Origin of the sequence: Mycobacterium sp. TY814, assembly GCF_030755175.1 — a bacterium.
Lineage (GTDB): Bacteria > Actinomycetota > Actinomycetes > Mycobacteriales > Mycobacteriaceae > Mycobacterium.
On the sequence record NZ_JAUFRY010000002.1, the window covers coordinates 1,559,876 to 1,576,085 of the forward strand.

Consider the following 16,210-nt stretch of genomic DNA (forward strand, 5'->3'; position numbering starts at 1 on the left):
ACATTGGCAGGCTCACCGGCGCTGCAGGCCGTCCGTGTAAAGCAACTTGGCAAATGTCCGGTAGCCGAATAACGAAAAGATAACGTTTGCATCTCGCGTAGATAAATCTGATGCGCCACCCGGGCAGACGTCCGCTAGCTTCTCCGCTACGAGATGCGTTTAGCTGCAACCGCGGGTTCGGGCCCTGGTCGGTTGTGTCGCCCTTCATTGGCTTGATGCCAACACCAGCGATGCCACCTGAGAGGTCCAACCATGAGCTTTTTTGTGCTGCCACCAGAAATCAACTCCGCGTTGATCTCCGCCGGAGCGGGGACCGAGCCGATGCTGGCCGCGGCGACCGCCTGGGAAAGCCTGGCCGATGAGTTAGCCACGGCTGCAGCCTCTTTCGGGTCGGTGACCGCCAGCTTGGTCAACGGGTCGTGGCAGGGTGCCGCGGCAACCGCGATGGCGGCCGCTGCCGCGCCCTACGCGGGATGGCTGAGCGCGGCGGCATCGCAGGCCGGGCAGTCAGCGGCGCAGGCCAGCACCATGGCGGCGGAGTTCGACGCTGTCCGGGCGGCCATGGTGCACCCGGAGTTGATCGCGGCCAACCGCAGCAACTTCGTGTCGTTGGTGTTGTCAAACATCTTCGGGCAGAACGCCCCAGCGATCGCCAGCGCGGAAGCGCTCTACGAGGAGATGTGGGCGCTGGATGTGTCGGCGATGTCGGCGTATCACGCCGGTGCCTCGGCGGTGGCATCGGCGCTGCAGCCTTTCGCGCAGCCATTGCAGAGCCTGGCGGGCGTGCTGGCAAGCGGCGCACCCGGTGCGGCCGCGACGCCGGCGGTCACACTGGACAGCTTCCTCAACGCCAACCTCGGACTGGCCAACATCGGCACGGCGAACGTCGGTAACGGGAATTTCGGCCAGAACAACCTCGGTGGCGGCAACCTCGGAAACCTCAACTTCGGCTGGGGCAATGCCGGCCTCTCAAACCTCGGTTTCGCCAACCTCGGTAACGGCAACTTCGGCCTGGGCAACCTCGGCAGCAACAACTTCGGCTTCGGCAACGCCGGCATCGGCAACTTTGGGTTCGGCAACAGCGGCAACGGCAATATCGGCATCGGACTGACGGGCACCGGTCAGATCGGCATCGGCGGATTGAACTCGGGCACCGGAAATCTCGGCCTGTTCAACTCCGGCAACAACAACATCGGCTTCTTCAACTCGGGCAACGGAAACTTCGGCATCGGCAACGCCGGCAACTTCAACACCGGCCTGTGGAGCCCCGGCTCGGGCAACAGCGGCTTCCTGAATGCAGGTTCGTTCAACAGCGGAATCTTCAACGTCGGCGACGCGAACACCGGCAACGTCAACGTCGGCAGTTTCAACATGGGCAGCTTCAATCCCGGCGCCTCCAACACCGGTTCGTTCAACACCGGTTTCGCCAATACCGGATTCCTCAACCCGGGCAGCATCAACACCGGAATCCTGAACTACGGCGACATGAACAACGGCCTGTTCAACACCGGCCAGATGAATAACGGTGTGTTCTACCGCGGGGTCGGCCAGGGCGCTCTCCACATTGCGATCACCACGCCCGATCTGACACTGCCACCCCTCGAGATCCCCGGATTCTCGATTCCGGCATTCGATCTGCCCACGGCCAGTCTGCCCGGGCTGACCATCCCCTCGTTCTCCATCCCCGCGGGCACTGCCTTGGGTGCGTTTGACCTGCCGACGTTGAGTATTCCGTCGCTGAATGTGCCGTCGTTCTCGATTCCGGCGGGGACTGCGTTGGGTGCGTTCAATCTGGGGACGCTGAGCATTCCGTCGGTCACGGTGCCGTCGTTCTCGATTCCGGCGGGGACGGCGTTGGGTGCGTTCAACTTGCCGGAGTTGAGTGTTCCGTCGTTGAATGTGCCGTCGTTCTCGATTCCGGCGGGGACGGCGTTGGGTGCGTTCAATCTGGGGACGCTGAGCATTCCGTCGGTCACGGTGCCGTCGGTGTCGATTCCGGCGGGGACGGCGTTGGGTGCGTTCAATCTGGGGACGCTGAGCATTCCGTCGGTTACGGTGCCGTCGTTCTCGATTCCGGCGGGGACGGCGTTGGGTGCGTTCAACTTGCCGGAGTTGAGTATTCCGTCGTTGAATGTGCCGTCGCTGTCGATTCCGGCGGGGACGGCGTTGGGTGCGTTCAATTTGCCGACGTTGAGTGTTCCGTCGTTGAATGTGCCGTCGGTGTCGATTCCGGCAGGGACCGCATTGGGTGCGTTCAACCTGCCCACACTGAGTGTTCCCTCCCTCACTGTTCCGTCGTTCACGATTCCGGCGGGGACGGCGTTGGGTGCGTTTGATCTCCCGCCGCTGAGCATTCCGTCCTTGAATGTGCCGTCGTTGTCGATCCCGGCGGGCACAGCTTTAGGTGCGTTCAACCTGCCGGCGCTGAGCATTCCGCCGTTGACTGTCCCGTCGTTCACGATTCCGGCAGGGACCGCATTGGGTGCGTTCGACTTGCCGGCGTTGAGTATCCCCTCGCTGACCATTCCGTCGGTCACGATCCCGGCCGGGACAGCCTTGGGTGCATTCAACCTGCCCACACTCAGCATTCCATCGCTGAGTGTGCCGCCGATCACCATTCCCGCCGGGACGGCGCTCGGTGCGTTCAGCCTGCCTGCGTTGAGCATTCCATCAGTCACCGTCCCGTCGTTCTCGATTCCGGCGGGAACTCAGATCGGGGGGTTCAGCCTGCCGAAGATCGACACCCCAGCTATTGCCATCAAGGGCATCACGACGGACGCATTCACTACGCCAAGAATCGCCGGAACTCTTACTACGGGCACCATCTATCTGCCTGAGGCGCGAATCAACGACATCGTCATATTCCTCCCCAACAACATCACGTTCCTGCAAACGGGTTTGGCGGGGGTATATCCGCAGATCGGTGGTAACGGTGGCCCCAATGCGTTTGTCAGTATCGGCGGCGGCTACATCAATGGCTTCGGAATTCCTTACGCGATTGAATCGCTGACGATACCGCCAATCAACCTGCCTACGATCAACATCCCCGCCATCCACGTCGATCCAATCACGACCGCCGGCTTCACGTTGCCGGCCATCACGACTCCGCAAATCTCGACGCCGCCGTTGACGATTAACCCGATCGGTGTGGGTAACTTCGCGCTGCCGGATATCACGACGCCGGCGTTCTCGACTCCGCCGTTGACGATTAACCCGATCGGGGTGAGCAACTTCGCGCTGCCTGACATCAAGACGCCGGTGATCACGACGCCGCCGTTGGAAATTGGCCCGATCGGACTGAGTGGTTTCACACTTCCAGACATCATCACACCGGCGTTCTCGACGCCGCCGTTGACGATCAACCCGATCGGGGTGAGCAACTTCGCCCTGCCGGATATCACCACCCCGGCGTTCTCCACTCCGCCACTAGAGATCGGCCGGATCGGATTGGGCGCCTTCAACTTGCCCGATATCACGACGCCGGCAATTACCACGCCGCCGCTGGAAATCGGGCGGATCGGCCTGGGTGCCTTCACATTGCCGGATATCACGACGCCCGCGTTCTCGACTCCGCCGTTGACGATCAACCCGATCGGCGTGAGCAACTTCGCCTTGCCCGATATCACGACGCCGGCGTTCTCGACGCCGCCGCTGAACATCGGCCGGATCGGTTTGGGGGCGTTCGCGTTGCCGGATATCACGACGCCGGCGTTCTCGACGCCGCCGTTGGAGATTGGCCGGATTGGTTTGGGTGGGTTTACGTTGCCGGATATCACGACGCCGGCGTTCAGCACGCCGCCGCTGAACATCGGGCGAATCGGGCTGGGGGCCTTTACGCTGCCGGATATCACGACGCCGGCGTTCTCGACGCCGCCGTTGGAGATCGGCCGGATCGGTTTGGGTGGGTTCACTCTGCCGGATATCACCACAGTGGCGTTCACCACCCCGCCGCTCGAGATCGGCCGAATTGGTTTGGGTGCCTTCACGTTGCCCGACATCACCACGCCGGCGTTCAGCACCCCGCCGCTGGAGATCGGCCGGATCGGACTGGGTGCCTTCACCCTGCCGGATCTCACCACGGTGCAGTTCTCGACGCCGCCTATCACCATCCCGCCGATCGGTCTGTCGTCGTTCACCACGCCACCGCTGGTCATCCCGAGCATCCATCTGCCCAGCACATTGATCACCGAATTCAACATCCCCCCGGCGCCGGGATACTTGAACTCAAGCCTCGGGCCGTCGTCGGGATTCTTCAACTCCGGCACCGGCGGCAACTCCGGATTCGGCAACAACGGTGCAGGCATGTCTGGCTGGTACAACTCGAATGGCCCTGGGCTAACTGGTGGTTCAGGTTTCCAGAACTGGGGTGGCCTGATCTCGGCTGTCAGCAACTTCGGCAGCGGCGTCTCAGGCTTCGCCAACACCGGCGTGCTCGACCTCGCCGTGCGCAGCTTCGTCTCGGGCGTCGCCAACGTCGGCAACAACCTGTCGGGCCTGTTCTTCCGCGGCACGACGTAAACCCGCCTCAACGCAATTCGCGCCTGTCCTGTTGGGCAGGCGCGAATTGCGTTGTAGTGAGGCGAGACTCGACGGGTCAGTCCTCCTTGAGGACCAACTTCCGCAGCGCCACCCGATCCGGGTTCAGCAGCTCCTCGATGCGCGGCTTGTTCACGTCGGCGACGATGATCTCTCCGACCTCCTGGTAGACCTCGCTGAAGATGCCGTGCGACTTCATCTTCTCGGTCTGGTACTGGTTGTCCTCGGTCGGTGTCACGTAGTAAACCGCGTCCGCCTTGAACCGGTGCACCAGCCAGAGGTGGATCAGTGTCATCAGCCGCTTCTGCCGCAGCTTTTCGGCGAAGGTGTTCTGGTCACGCACCTGCAGGATGCTGCGGCCATGCCGGTCCTTGATCGGGTCGACGACGACGTTGGCCAACTGCTCGTCGCCCTCGCCGTAGATCCCGAGTTCCAGTACGTCCGAGCCGGCGCGGCGGGGCCGCAACGTGACCCGCAATTTCTCGCCGAGCTGGTAGTGCTCGCTCCACAGTGCCAGCCACTCCTCCAGCAGCTTCTTGGGCACCTCGGTCTGCACCAGATGCTGGTGCTGTGTCGAGCCTTTGCCCATGGACTTGGTGGTTGCCGTGCGACCGGAGGACGCGGCCAGCGCCGCATCGCTGCGTGGCCCGCCGACCAGGGTCTGTGGGGTGCGGTAGGGCGATTCCACCAGGCGCATCTTGCGCTGCAACCGTGCCAGCGCCAGCATTCCGTCCTGGCGGAGGTTGGTGGCGAACTCCTCGGCGGCGACACCGTCGATCTGATGCCCGCCGTAGGTGATGAAGTTGAAGACGAAGCCCATCTTGCCGAGTTCGACGGGGAACTGCCGCATCTCGTCGTCGCTCATCCCGGTGGTGTCCCAGTTGAACGAAGGCGAGAGGTTGTAGGCGAGCATCTGGTCCGGGAACACGGCGTGGATCGCCTCGGCGAACTGGCGCGCGTCGGCGAGGTCGGCGGTCTTGGTCTCCATCCACAGGATGTCGGCGAAGGGCGCGGCGGCAAGCGACTTGGCGATCGCATACGGAATGCCGCCCCGGATCTGGTAGTAGCCCTCGGGCGTCTTGGCCAGCTCGCAATCCCAGCTCGCGTCGGCGCCCAGTTCTTTGGCTTTGGCCCGTGCGGCATAAAGGGACGCCGTCGAGGCGAATTCGCGCCACTCCGCGGGACTCATCCCGGAGGGCTCTCCTTCGCTCTCACCGAATTCGAGCTTCTCGGCCACGGCCTCGCCGTACGTCATCACTCCGGCGGCGTCTTCCCAGGCGGCGACGAAACGCGACTCGACCTCGTCGTACACGTCGTCGATCGACAGCTCCCCGCTGTCACGCCACTTGCTGATGGCCTCGGCGACGAGATCCAGGATCCCGTTGCGTTCCAGCCACGCGTTCGCTGCCGCGTATTCGCCGTCGCTGAGCGCGTACAGCAGATGGCCGTTGATCTCCTCGACGCCCGAGTCATAGAAGCGCCGCATCATCGCCAGGAAACAGCTCTTGTACGAGGGGATGCTCAGGTTCGTCGCGCCCAGCAGGAAAGGCTGGTCACGCTCGTCGCCGCGGCTGTCGATGAGGTTCGCGGCCTCGGCGTCGGTACGGGCCACGATGATTCCGGGCACCCGCATGATGTCGAGCTGGAAGCGGGCGGCGTTGAGGCGCTTGATCTGCTCGTCGGACGGCACCAGAACCTTGCCGCCCTGGTGGCCACACTTCTTGGTGCCCGGACGCTGGTCCTCGATGTGGTAGCCCGGCACACCGACCTCGACGAAACGGCGAATCAGGTTGCGCACGTGCGGATCACCACCGTGGCCCGTGTCGGCGTCGGCGATGATGAACGGCCGGAAGTCGTACTTGGTCGCCGTCGCCCGTTGCCGCTCGTTCATGTTGAGCCGCTGGTACTCCTGGTTGCGGTCGGCCGTGAGCAGCGCGCGCACCAGCACGGCGGCATCGTCGGGGACCTGGCTGAGTGGATAACTCGCCAGGTCAGGCCCCGGGTCCTCGGTGGTGGAGCCCTTGGCGGAGGTTGCCCAGCCGCCGAGGTAGATCCCCTCGATGCCCATGCGCTTCATACTCACGGCCTGGCCCGGCGAGTAGGGGCCGAAGGTGGTGATGCTCTTGTGTTCGGCGTACAGCTCGCGCAGGCGCTCGTAGAACGCGGCCGCCGCTTCGCGTGCCACGGTGTAGTCGGTCGGGATCGTGCCGCGCTGCTCGACGACCTGCCGGGCGGTATAAAGCCGGGTGATGCCGTTGAACCGCGAACTCTCGAAATACCGCTGGGTGGCGGCGACATCCTGCTCGAACGGTGATTGGACTGCGTTGTCCGTTTCAGCGATGGCCATGGCCTTCCGCTCCTCCTAAGCCCCGGTTCCCCTGACGCAGTGAGTGTATGCCCACCAGACGTGAGCTAAATCACCGGCCGAGGCCCGCACAGCGCGGCCATGCTGCTACGACACCCGCCGTGCGATCGGGCCGGTTGCGTCGGAGGCCGGCGGCGCATCGGGCTGCCGGATCAGACACCGGGTGCCGTAAGGGAACTCCTTCTCGTACAACGGGTTTTGTATTCAAAGACGTCCGTTTGTGGCGGCCGGCCGAAACGCTCGCCCGGACGCCCCGCCAGGCGTACCGTCACAACCGTGCAAGCAGAATTGCGCTTTGACCGGTGGTATATCCCCTTGGCGGTGGCGGTCGGGCTCGGGCCCAAGAGCAGCGAGTTGCGGGTCGAGGGCGGCAAGCTGCACGTCAAGATGGGGTGGGCCTTTACCGCCGACATCCCTCTGTCGTCGATCAAGAGTGCCGAGGCGAGCAACGAGCGGGTGTTTACCGCCGGCGTCCACGTCATGGGCTCCCGCTGGCTGGTCAACGGGTCGCGCAAGGGTCTCGTGCAGTTGACGATGGACCCCCCGGTACCGGCGAGCGTGTGGTGGAAGTCGATCACCCTGAAGGTGCTGGTGGTCAGCGTCACCGACCCCGACGCGCTCATCGCCGCGTGCACCGCGTCCGCACGTTTGACTCACGTTCTAGGGTCCGGTTCGCAACCAATCCCGTTGGCGCCGGACGAACTCAGCGTCGACCACCCGTCCATGTCCGGGCACGAACACGGCATCTGATCCCGCGGTCGCCAGGAGCCGGTCCAAGGTGTCCGGCCAGGCCACCACGTCGGAATCGGCGTCCACCGCCGGGTCGGCCGACTCCTCGACCAGATCGCCGGTGAACACCACGGTTGGCTCGCCCGAGTGGCGTGCCGGAACCACGACGACCAGGTCGGAGCGGGTGTGGCCCGCGCCGAGGTGAGTGATGGTGACCGAGTGGTCACCCAGATCGACCGTTGCGTCGGATATTCCGTGCGGCGGTAGCCGCAAGGCGGCAATCGCGTCATCGACCGCCGCGGCATCGGCACCGTATGCCAACGCATCGGCACGCAGCTGATCCGGCGCTGACGACAGATAGTCGACTACCTCCGGTGCGCAGTAAACCCGGGCTCCGCTGAACACCGAAGAACCGAGGACATGGTCAAAGTGCTTGTGCGTCAGCACAACATGAGTCACGGGCTGGGCCGCGAGTTCGCGCACATCGGCCTGCACCGCCCGGGCCTCCCCGAGAGTGGTGCCGGTGTCGACGAGCAGCGTTCCGTTGTGCCCGCAGACCAGGCCGATCGTGACGTCGCAGAAGGCCAACCGGCACCGATATACGCCGTCGCTCAGCCTCTCCCAATCTTGCTGCATCAGGCCGGTCGCAGCACAGCCGAGCCGTACCAATGGCAGACGAACAACGCGAGCTCGACGTCGGCGCGATCGTCGATCGGCCGGCCGCGGCGGCCGACCGCGCGTTCGACCCGACTGCGAAGGTCATTGAAGCTGACGTTGAGTTCCTTCGCCGCGACCTCGTGCGTGGAGCCGCGGTGCAGGAACACCCGCAGCGTCTCCCTCAGCAGCGCGTCGCCCTCGGTATCGGACGCCAGATTGCCCAGGACGTCTGCGACCCAGCCACGGACCTCGCCGATGCTGGTGCCCAACAACGCCGTCCCCATCACTGCGGGATCAGTGGCCGCGACCAGCACCCGTCGGGATGCCGGGGGTTTGCGCTCCCCGGTCAGCACGGCGGCCCGTGCACGCTGGGCCTGACGGTGAGATCGGCGGAATCCCTGGACGCCGGAGCCCAGTGCACCCATCGCAATGCTCGGGGATTCCGGACGTGCGTTGGTGTAATCGCGCACCCGGGCGGTGAGTTCACCGGGTGCTGATCGAAAAGGCAACCAAACCCACGCGGTGGCCCGGTCGACCGCGGCGAAAAGCGGTCTCGCTGAGGTACTTACCGCGGTAGCCAATTCGTGGGTGAACCGCTGAAGCCGGGGTAGATCGTCCTCTGTCGCATGCCAGACGACCAGTGCGAGGTGCTGTGCGTGAAGGGGATAATCGATTGCCGCAGAGGCGGTGTCGATGGCGACGGCGGTGTCGTCGCTGAGCAGGTCGCGAACCCGCATCGCCCGGATGCTGTTCTGATTCTCCAGCCACTGTCTTTGTTCGGTTTCGTACGCTCCCATGAAGTGTTGTGAAACCCAGTCCACGTACTCGAAGACGACGGTGGTGATCGCCTCGATCACCGCGACCTGGGTGGTCGGTTCCATCTGCAGGGTGCGCAGTTCGCCGAATACCTGCTCAGTCATCTGTCGCTGCCCAAGCCGGTAGGCACGTACCAGGCTGTTGGCCGGGACTTCATGTCGGGCCAGGCGCCGGACGTAGTCGATGGCCAGCCCGGGGACAGAGCAATCACTGACCGGCACGTCATGCAGCAGCACCTGGAAAATCGTGTCGAGGTTGGCCGCAACGCCGGCGTCGAGCATCTCGAACGTACGGTCCTCGCCGCATAGTTCGGGTATCTCGGCAACGAGAGCGGTGCAGATCGCGACGCTGATCTGGTCGACCTTTTGTTGTAGCCGGGCGGCGATGGTGACGACGCACTGATGCGGGTCCATACTTGCCGCATCGTCGCTCACGTGTGGTCACCTTAGATGGCGGACGCCAGGGTTGCCAGATGTCGGAAGAAGTTGACATGTCGGGAAACCCCGACATATAGTGCGCGAGTGGCCAACGCCGACCGCGTCTGTGATCGCATCTTCGCGGCACTGGCAAATCCGGTGCGGCGCAGACTCCTTGAGATCCTGAGCTGCCAGTCTATGTCCGCCGGGGAACTCAGTGAACGGTTCGAGTTGAGTCGGCCGGCCGTAGCTGAACACCTCAAGGTGTTGCGTGACGCCGGCTTGGTGGCTGATGAGGCGCAGGGCCGCCGCCGCATCTACCGCCTGACCGCGGAACCGTTGGCCGAGCTCGGTGACTGGCTGCACCCGTTCGAGAAGTTTTGGCGGGCAAGGCTTGCCGCACTCGCCGAGTCGGCGGAGAAGCAGCAATGAACGAGAGGTAAGAATGCGCGCAGTCGTTATCACCAAGCACGGCGACCCGTCGGTCCTGAAGGTGCAGGAGCGACCGGACCCGCCACCGCCGGGTCCAGGCCAACTGCGCGTCGAAGTCCGCGCCGCCGGAGTCAATTTCGCCGACCACCTCGCCCGCGTGGGCCTGTATCCCGACGCACCGAAGCTTCCGGCCGTCGTCGGCTACGAGGTGGCCGGCACGGTGACGGCCGTCGGCGACGGCGTGGATCAGGGTCGCGTCGGCCAAAGGGTTTTGGCGGGAACGCGATTCGGCGGCTACGCGGAGATCGTCAACGTTGCCGAAGCCGATTCGGTGGCGCTGCCCGACGCGGTGAGCTTCGAGCAGGGCGCCGCGGTCCCGGTAAACTACGCGACCGCGTGGGCCGGCCTGCACGGTTACGGATCGCTGCGCGCCGGCGAGCGGGTGCTGATTCATGCCGCTGCCGGCGGGGTCGGCATCGCGGCCATTCAGTTCGCCAAGGCGGCCGGCGCGGAAATTCACGGCACCGCATCCCCGGGCAAGCACGGCAAGCTCGCCGAACTCGGGGTGGATCGTGCGATCGACTACCGCCAGGACGGCTGGTGGAAGGGACTCGAGCCCTACGACATCGTCCTGGACGCGCTGGGTGGCACGTCGCTGCGTCGCTCCTACCACCTGCTACGTCCGGGCGGACGGCTTGTGGGTTACGGGATCTCGAATATGCAGGAGGGTGAGAAGCGTTCGCTGCGCAAGGCTGCGCCGCATGCCCTGGCGATGCTGCGCGGGTTCAACCTCATCGACCAGCTCTCGGAGTCCAAGACCGTCATCGGGCTCAATATGCTCAAGTTGTGGGACGACCGGGGCTCTCTCGAGCCTTGGATCACCCCGCTGAGCGAGGCGCTGCACGACGGGACGGTGTCTCCGGTCGTGCATGCGGCGGTGCCCTTCGCACAGGCGCCGGAAGCGCATCGCATCCTGGCCTCGCGGGAGAACATCGGCAAGGTCGTGCTCGTCCCATAGCCGGATGGTTTCAGGCGGCGCCGTGGTGGTTATGTTTGGCGCATGGCTGTCACCGAGTCCCGTGAGGTCGTCATCGAGGCGAAACCCGACGAGATTATGGATGTGTTGTTCGATATCGAGACTCTGCCGGAGTGGTCGTCAGTGCACCAGAAGGTCGAGGTGCTCGAACGGGATGACCAGGGTCACCCGCTGAAGTCGCGACAAGTCGTCAAACTCGTCGGGTTCACCGAGGAACAGGAACTGGCCTACACCGTGCACGACGACGGGGTGGGCTGGAGTCTGATCAAGGCCAAGCAGCAGAAGGCGCAGAACGGCCGCTACACCCTGACGCCCGACGGTGACTCCACCCGCGTGCGCTTCGACCTGACAGTCGAACTGAGTATGCCGGTGCCCGGATTCTTTGTCAGGCAGGGCACGAAAGTGTTGATGGACATGGCGACCAAGGGCCTGCGCAAGCGCGTCCTGCAGGTGAAGAAGAGCGCCTAGGTCGCGTCCTCGAGGGCCTGATACGCGGCGTTGTAGCCGGGCGTGAAGGTGATGCCGGGTCCACCGTGGCACCCGGCGCCGCCGAGGTAGAGCCCCGCGATCGGTATCGGGAAATCCAGAAAGCCCTTCGGGCCGGGACGGTTTGGACCCATCAGGTCCGGGTGCAGCAGTCCGTGGCAGAAGTCCCCGCCGGGCGCGGCGAACATGGTGTTCATGTGATAAGGCGCGAACGTGATGTGGCGAATCACGATGTCTTTAAAGTTCGGGGCGAATCTGCTGATCTTGTCGATAACCCGTTGCGCCATCTCATTTTTGAGGTGTCCGTGCTGGTCGCGGGAGACCTCTACCGGGAAGGCGTACGCGTAGGCGCTGGCGGCGTGCTTGCCGCGCGGCGCGAGGCCGGGATCGTGCACCGACGGGATCTGCAGGCCCATCGAGGGGTTGTCCGGCACGATGCCGCGGCGGCAATTCTCCCAGTGCCGCTGCTGCTCTTCGGGCGAGCCGAAGATGCCGACTGACATCTGCATGCCCTCTTCGTTCAGCAACTCATAGGGCGGGGCGAATTCGGGCAGCCCGTCGAGGGCGAAGTGCATCTGGATGAACGAGGCGCGGTGGTCACGGCCCGCCAGGCGCGAAACGAGTTCGGCAGGAACATGTTCGGGTTCGATCAGACCTGTCAGGGTGAGATCGGGTGCCAAGTTCGACACCACGATAGGCGCCGTGATGGTGGAGCCGTCCCGCAGTCGAACGCCGGTCACCTTGCCGTGACTGACGAGAATCTGCTCGACCTTGGCGCGATAGCGGATCTCGCCGCCGTGGCAGACGAAAAGCTCGCGCAGGTGTTCGGTGAGTGCGCCGATTCCGCCCTTGAGCTTGGTCATCATCGAGGTGCTGTTGTCGGGTACCGCCAGGGCGAAAGCGAGGCATGTTGCGCTGCCCGGTGTGTAGGGGCCCCGGTAGGTGGAGTTTACGGCCAGGAAAGCCAGCATCCCGCGCATCACCGCATGTCTGTCTTTATCAGGCAGATAGCGGTCGATGACGTCCATGGCCGAGCCGAACAGCATCTCGTGGATCGCGCGCCGCTCCCCCTCGTTGGCCGCGCACGCGTACATCTCGTCGAGAGTCTTCGGAGGCTTGCGAACATCGAAGCGGCCCAGTGCTTTTGCCGGGCCATGGCTCCAGCCGATCAGTTCGGCCATTCCCAGCACCGCCTCGACGCCGTGCTTCTCCCCCAGGTGTGTCATCAATTGCATCGGGTCGCGGTAGAAGACCATGGGCTCCTCACCGTTTTCACCGATGTTGGTGGACATCACCTCCGGTTCCACGGTGGGCAGCGTGTCCAGGCCGAGGTCCTTGGTGATCTGGCTTGCGGTGGGGAACTGCACCGACCCTGCGATCTCGTACCGGAAGCCGTCGATCAACTCGACGGTCGCCGCCATACCTCCGGCGTAGGTGTTGGCCTCCAGGCAGACCGTGCGCAGCCCCGCGCGCTGCAGTATCGCCGCGGCGGTCAGACCGTTGTGTCCCGCGCCCACCACGATCGCGTCGTAATCCGTCATCCGACCTCCTCGCCGAGACCCGTGCGGCAAGAATATGTCAGTACTGACATAATCGGAAGATGTCAGCACTGACCAGTTCCCATGTCGCGAGCAGACACAAACTCGCGCGCGGCAGCGCCGCGTGGCGCGAGTTTGTGTCTGCTCGCGTGGTAGGTCTCGTCGGATACCATCCGGTGTGGACATGAGCGCTGCGATGAACGGCCACCAGGCTCGTCGCCGGTCGACGCATGACGCGCTTCGGCAGGCGGCGCTGAAAAGCTTTGCCCGCAAAGGGTTTGCGAACGTCACAGTGACGGAGTTGGCCCGTGCGGCAGGCGTCACCGAGCGCACCTTCTTCCGGCACTTTCCCACGAAAGAGGCGGTGCTGTTCCAGGACTACGAGACCCAGCTGGAATGGTTGGCCGACGCGCTGGCCGAGCGTCCGGCCTCGGAATCGCTGTTCGACGCGGTGCTTGCCGGTGTGGCCTCCTACCCGCATGATCTCGAAGTTGTCCGCCAGGCAGCAACCGCCCGTACGGAGCTGATCAGCGCCGAGCGCATCGCCGGTCATCTGCGGGTGGTGCAGGCCTCGTTCGCCACCGTTCTGACCGATTTCGTCCGGGCCCGGAACTCCGAGCTGCCCGACATCGACCTGGTGGCCGAAGTGGCCGGCTCGACACTGGCAGCGGCTCTCGTTGTGGCCGTGGAGAATTGGGGCCGTAATGGCTGTTCTGGTGATTTGGGCGAGTTAGTTGCCAAGAGTCTGGCTCTGGTTCAGTCCGGGCTGGCGCCGCTGGCGGCGCAGGCACAACGATGACGCTGCGCACCCGCCTTACGGATTTCCTGGCCATTGAGCATCCGGTCCTGCTGGCGCCGATGGCCCTGGTGTCGGGTGGTCGGCTGGCGGCGGCGGTCACCGCTGCCGGTGGCCTGGGGCTCGTCGGCGGCGGATATGGCGATCCGGAGTGGTTGCGGTCCGAGATCGCCGCGGCCCGGGGCGCCCGCGTCGGCTACGGCTTCATCACGTGGAGCCTGGCGCGTATACCCGACCTTCTCGACACCGTGCTGGAGCAACAGCCGCCAACGGTCATGCTGTCGTTCGGCGACCTCGAACCGTTCGCGGATCGCATCCACCGGGCTGGTGTTGCATTGACCGCCCAGGTGCAGAACCTGGCGCAAGCGGGCCAGGCGGTGGAGGCCGGCGCAGACATCATCGTCGCTCAGGGTGGCGAGGCGGGTGGGCACGGGATGAGCGTCCGTTCCACCTTCACGCTGGTGCCCGAGGTCGTCGACCTGGTCGCGGAACGGGCGCCCGCGACACTGGTAGTGGCTGCCGGGGGAATCGCCGACGGCCGCGGCCTGGCCGCGGCGCTGGCCCTCGGCGCCGACGGGGTCTTGGCCGGTACCAGATTCTGGGCGTCTGAAGAAGCGCTGGTGTCTCCCGCGGCGCAACGGCGGGCGATCGCGGCCGGCGGCGACGATACGATGCGCACCACAGTGTTTGACATTGTGCGACAACGGGATTGGCCAGACGGCTATGATCTGCGGCTGGTGCGCAACGCTCTGATCGAGCGCTGGCACGCCAGCCCGGACGAGCTGCTCGCACGGCTTCCCGAAACCATCAGCGCCTACCGGGAAGGCGTCGCGGCCGAGGACTTCGACGTCGATACCGTACTGGTGGGTGAGGCCGTGGGGCTGATCCATGAGGTGCGGCCGGCCGCCGACATCCTCACCGTGATGGTGCGTGACGCGACGCGAATTATGAAGCGGGACAACGACTAGGAACGCTCGCAGATCAGCTCGGCCAGCCGGCGGCGGTCGACCTTGCCGGTCGCGTTGTAGGGGATGTCGCCGACGACCGCCAGACGTTCGGGCAGCTTGAAGTAGGCGATCAAGTCCCGGCAGTGCGCCCGCAGCTCCTCGAGTGTCACCGGTGCGCGGGGCACGACCGCGGCGCCCACCCGCTGTCCCAGTTCATCGTCGGGAACTCCGGCGACCGCCACATCACTGACGGCCGGATGCGAACGCAGCGCCTCTTCCACCTCGATGGGGCCGAACTTCTCACCGCCACGGTTGATGGTGTCGCGCAGTCTGCCGCTGGGAAAGATGTAACCGTCGGCGTCCACGCGGCCCAGATCGCCGGTGCGCAACCATCCCGCGACGGTGTTGACCGGCGAGTTGACCCACAGTTCCCCGACCGCTCCCGGCTCCACGTCGGCGCCGGTGACCGGGTCGACCACCCGCACCTCGACCCCCGGCAACGGCCGGCCGACCGAGCCCGCCCGGGCCGGATCGAGATGATCGGCGGCGGTGAGGTTGGCGTAGGTACCCAGCGTCTCGGTTTGACCGAAAACGTTGGTGAACGCCACATTCGGCAGTGCGGCTATGGCCCTGCGCATCAGTGCCGAGGGTGCGGCGGCGGCTCCGTAGGTGATGGCAGCCAGCGACGACAGATCGGTCGCGGCGAAGTCGGGGTGTTCCAGAATCCGGTGCAGCATCGTCGGCACCAGGAACATGCCGGTGACCCGATGCTGCGACACCAGACGCAACCACTCGCCGGCGTCGAACCGCTGCTGCACCACCAGGGTGTTGCCCGAATACAGGCTGGCGAGCAGTCCGAGGGAACCGCCTACGTGAAAGTAGGGCACACACATCATCACAATTACGGGTGGAGTGCCCGGCGCGAACGGCTTGGATGTCCTGCTCAAACGCGCAGCCAGCTGACGGCTGCCGATGTCGACGGTTTTCGGCAAGCCGGTGGTGCCGCTGGTGAACAGCACCATGGCCGGTCGATCCACGTCATCGGCAGCGGCGGTCATGGACGCGTCGGCGCTGAGGAGTTCGGCCGCCGTGAGCGCTCTCGTCGACTCGGGGAGCCGATGCACGAACGCCTCCCCCGCCACCGCCACCGAACAGCAACCGGCGTTGTCGAGCAGCGCAGCCAACTCCGCCGGCGTCAACGCGGGGTTCATCAAGGCAGCGGTGGCTCCGATTCGCGCCGTGCCGAGCAGAGAGGCGATGGACAGCACGCTCGCCGTGTCGACGACCGCGACCCGGTCGCCGTATTTGACCCCCGCCGCCGCCAGCCCGGCCGCGCACCGGCGCACCGCGTCATCGAGCGCCCCGTAACTGATTCGCCGGCCGTCGATGATCAGGGCGCTGCGCTGCGGATCGGCGACCGCGGCGGCGTCGATGATCGTCCCGAGATTCATTAATC

General features: G+C 65.0%; 11 protein-coding genes and 1 pseudogene. 7 read left to right on the forward strand and 5 right to left on the reverse strand.

The features are described 5' to 3' along the window. Positions 1–252 precede the first annotated feature (252 nt). The gene (locus QXH22_RS20590) at positions 253–4,518 is read left to right on the forward strand and encodes a PPE family protein (RefSeq protein ID WP_306276802.1); all 4,266 of its coding nucleotides are present in this window, start codon (positions 253–255) and stop codon (positions 4,516–4,518) included. A 76-nt stretch (positions 4,519–4,594) separates the two neighbouring features. Here QXH22_RS20590 and aceA read toward each other — a convergent pair whose 3' ends face one another. Continuing rightward, positions 4,595–6,883, reverse strand: a complete 2,289-nt coding sequence (gene aceA / locus QXH22_RS20595; protein WP_306240362.1) for an isocitrate lyase ICL2 — start codon at positions 6,881–6,883, stop codon at positions 4,595–4,597. A gap of 294 nt (positions 6,884–7,177) precedes the next feature. Between aceA and QXH22_RS20600 the strand changes: the two are divergent. Continuing rightward, a pseudogene (locus QXH22_RS20600) lies at positions 7,178–7,540 on the forward strand (hypothetical protein); the annotation flags it as partial. Positions 7,541–7,561: 21 nt separating this feature from the next. Here QXH22_RS20600 and QXH22_RS20605 read toward each other — a convergent pair. Together QXH22_RS20605 and QXH22_RS20610 are read right to left on the reverse strand one after the other, a co-directional pair. Beyond that, positions 7,562–8,266, reverse strand: a complete 705-nt coding sequence (locus tag QXH22_RS20605) for an MBL fold metallo-hydrolase (RefSeq protein ID WP_306276803.1) — start codon at positions 8,264–8,266, stop codon at positions 7,562–7,564. Beyond that, the gene (locus tag QXH22_RS20610; protein ID WP_306276804.1) at positions 8,266–9,537 is read right to left on the reverse strand and encodes a PucR family transcriptional regulator; all 1,272 of its coding nucleotides are present in this window, start codon (positions 9,535–9,537) and stop codon (positions 8,266–8,268) included. Before QXH22_RS20610 ends, QXH22_RS20605 begins: the two co-directional genes overlap by 1 nt. Before the next feature lie 87 nt (positions 9,538–9,624). Here QXH22_RS20610 and QXH22_RS20615 point away from each other — a divergent pair, with 87 nt between their 5' ends. From QXH22_RS20615 to QXH22_RS20625, 3 genes are read left to right on the forward strand one after another with little or no spacing between them, the layout of a single operon-like run. Further along, positions 9,625–9,951: a helix-turn-helix transcriptional regulator gene (locus QXH22_RS20615; RefSeq protein WP_306240366.1), complete on the forward strand. Its 327-nt coding sequence runs from the start codon at positions 9,625–9,627 to the stop codon at positions 9,949–9,951. A gap of 13 nt (positions 9,952–9,964) precedes the next feature. Beyond that, on the forward strand, positions 9,965–10,969 hold the full coding sequence (locus QXH22_RS20620) for a zinc-binding dehydrogenase (protein ID WP_306240367.1): 1,005 nt from the start codon (positions 9,965–9,967) through the stop codon (positions 10,967–10,969). A gap of 42 nt (positions 10,970–11,011) precedes the next feature. Then, the gene (locus tag QXH22_RS20625; protein WP_306240368.1) at positions 11,012–11,455 is read left to right on the forward strand and encodes an SRPBCC family protein; all 444 of its coding nucleotides are present in this window, start codon (positions 11,012–11,014) and stop codon (positions 11,453–11,455) included. Here QXH22_RS20625 and QXH22_RS20630 read toward each other — a convergent pair. After that, positions 11,452–13,014, reverse strand: a complete 1,563-nt coding sequence (locus tag QXH22_RS20630; RefSeq protein WP_306240369.1) for an NAD(P)/FAD-dependent oxidoreductase — start codon at positions 13,012–13,014, stop codon at positions 11,452–11,454. The two genes, QXH22_RS20625 and QXH22_RS20630, sit on opposite strands and share 4 nt — an antisense overlap. Positions 13,015–13,195: 181 nt before the next feature. Here QXH22_RS20630 and QXH22_RS20635 point away from each other — a divergent pair, with 181 nt between their 5' ends. Together QXH22_RS20635 and QXH22_RS20640 are read left to right on the forward strand one after the other, a co-directional pair. After that, positions 13,196–13,810 (forward strand): TetR/AcrR family transcriptional regulator, encoded by a 615-nt coding sequence (locus QXH22_RS20635; protein ID WP_306240370.1) that lies wholly within the window; start codon positions 13,196–13,198, stop codon positions 13,808–13,810. After that, positions 13,807–14,775, forward strand: coding sequence for a nitronate monooxygenase family protein (locus QXH22_RS20640; RefSeq protein WP_306276805.1), 969 nt, complete (start codon positions 13,807–13,809; stop codon positions 14,773–14,775). Before QXH22_RS20635 ends, QXH22_RS20640 begins: the two co-directional genes overlap by 4 nt. Here QXH22_RS20640 and QXH22_RS20645 read toward each other — a convergent pair. Further along, the gene (locus QXH22_RS20645) at positions 14,772–16,205 is read right to left on the reverse strand and encodes a class I adenylate-forming enzyme family protein (protein WP_306276806.1); all 1,434 of its coding nucleotides are present in this window, start codon (positions 16,203–16,205) and stop codon (positions 14,772–14,774) included. The two genes, QXH22_RS20640 and QXH22_RS20645, sit on opposite strands and share 4 nt — an antisense overlap. Positions 16,206–16,210 lie beyond the last annotated feature (5 nt).

Excerpts from the sequence above, each read along its gene's own strand:
- QXH22_RS20590 (WP_306276802.1), top strand. The coding sequence starts at position 253 with ATGAGCTTTTTTGTGCTGCCACCAGAAATCAACTCCGCGTTGATCTCC.
- aceA (WP_306240362.1), bottom strand. The coding sequence starts at position 6,883 with ATGGCCATCGCTGAAACGGACAACGCAGTCCAATCACCGTTCGAGCAG.
- QXH22_RS20605 (WP_306276803.1), bottom strand. The coding sequence starts at position 8,266 with ATGCAGCAAGATTGGGAGAGGCTGAGCGACGGCGTATATCGGTGCCGG.
- QXH22_RS20620 (WP_306240367.1), top strand. The coding sequence starts at position 9,965 with ATGCGCGCAGTCGTTATCACCAAGCACGGCGACCCGTCGGTCCTGAAG.
- QXH22_RS20625 (WP_306240368.1), top strand. The coding sequence starts at position 11,012 with ATGGCTGTCACCGAGTCCCGTGAGGTCGTCATCGAGGCGAAACCCGAC.
- QXH22_RS20630 (WP_306240369.1), bottom strand. The coding sequence starts at position 13,014 with ATGACGGATTACGACGCGATCGTGGTGGGCGCGGGACACAACGGTCTG.
- QXH22_RS20635 (WP_306240370.1), top strand. The coding sequence starts at position 13,196 with ATGAGCGCTGCGATGAACGGCCACCAGGCTCGTCGCCGGTCGACGCAT.
- QXH22_RS20640 (WP_306276805.1), top strand. The coding sequence starts at position 13,807 with ATGACGCTGCGCACCCGCCTTACGGATTTCCTGGCCATTGAGCATCCG.
- QXH22_RS20645 (WP_306276806.1), bottom strand. The coding sequence starts at position 16,205 with ATGAATCTCGGGACGATCATCGACGCCGCCGCGGTCGCCGATCCGCAG.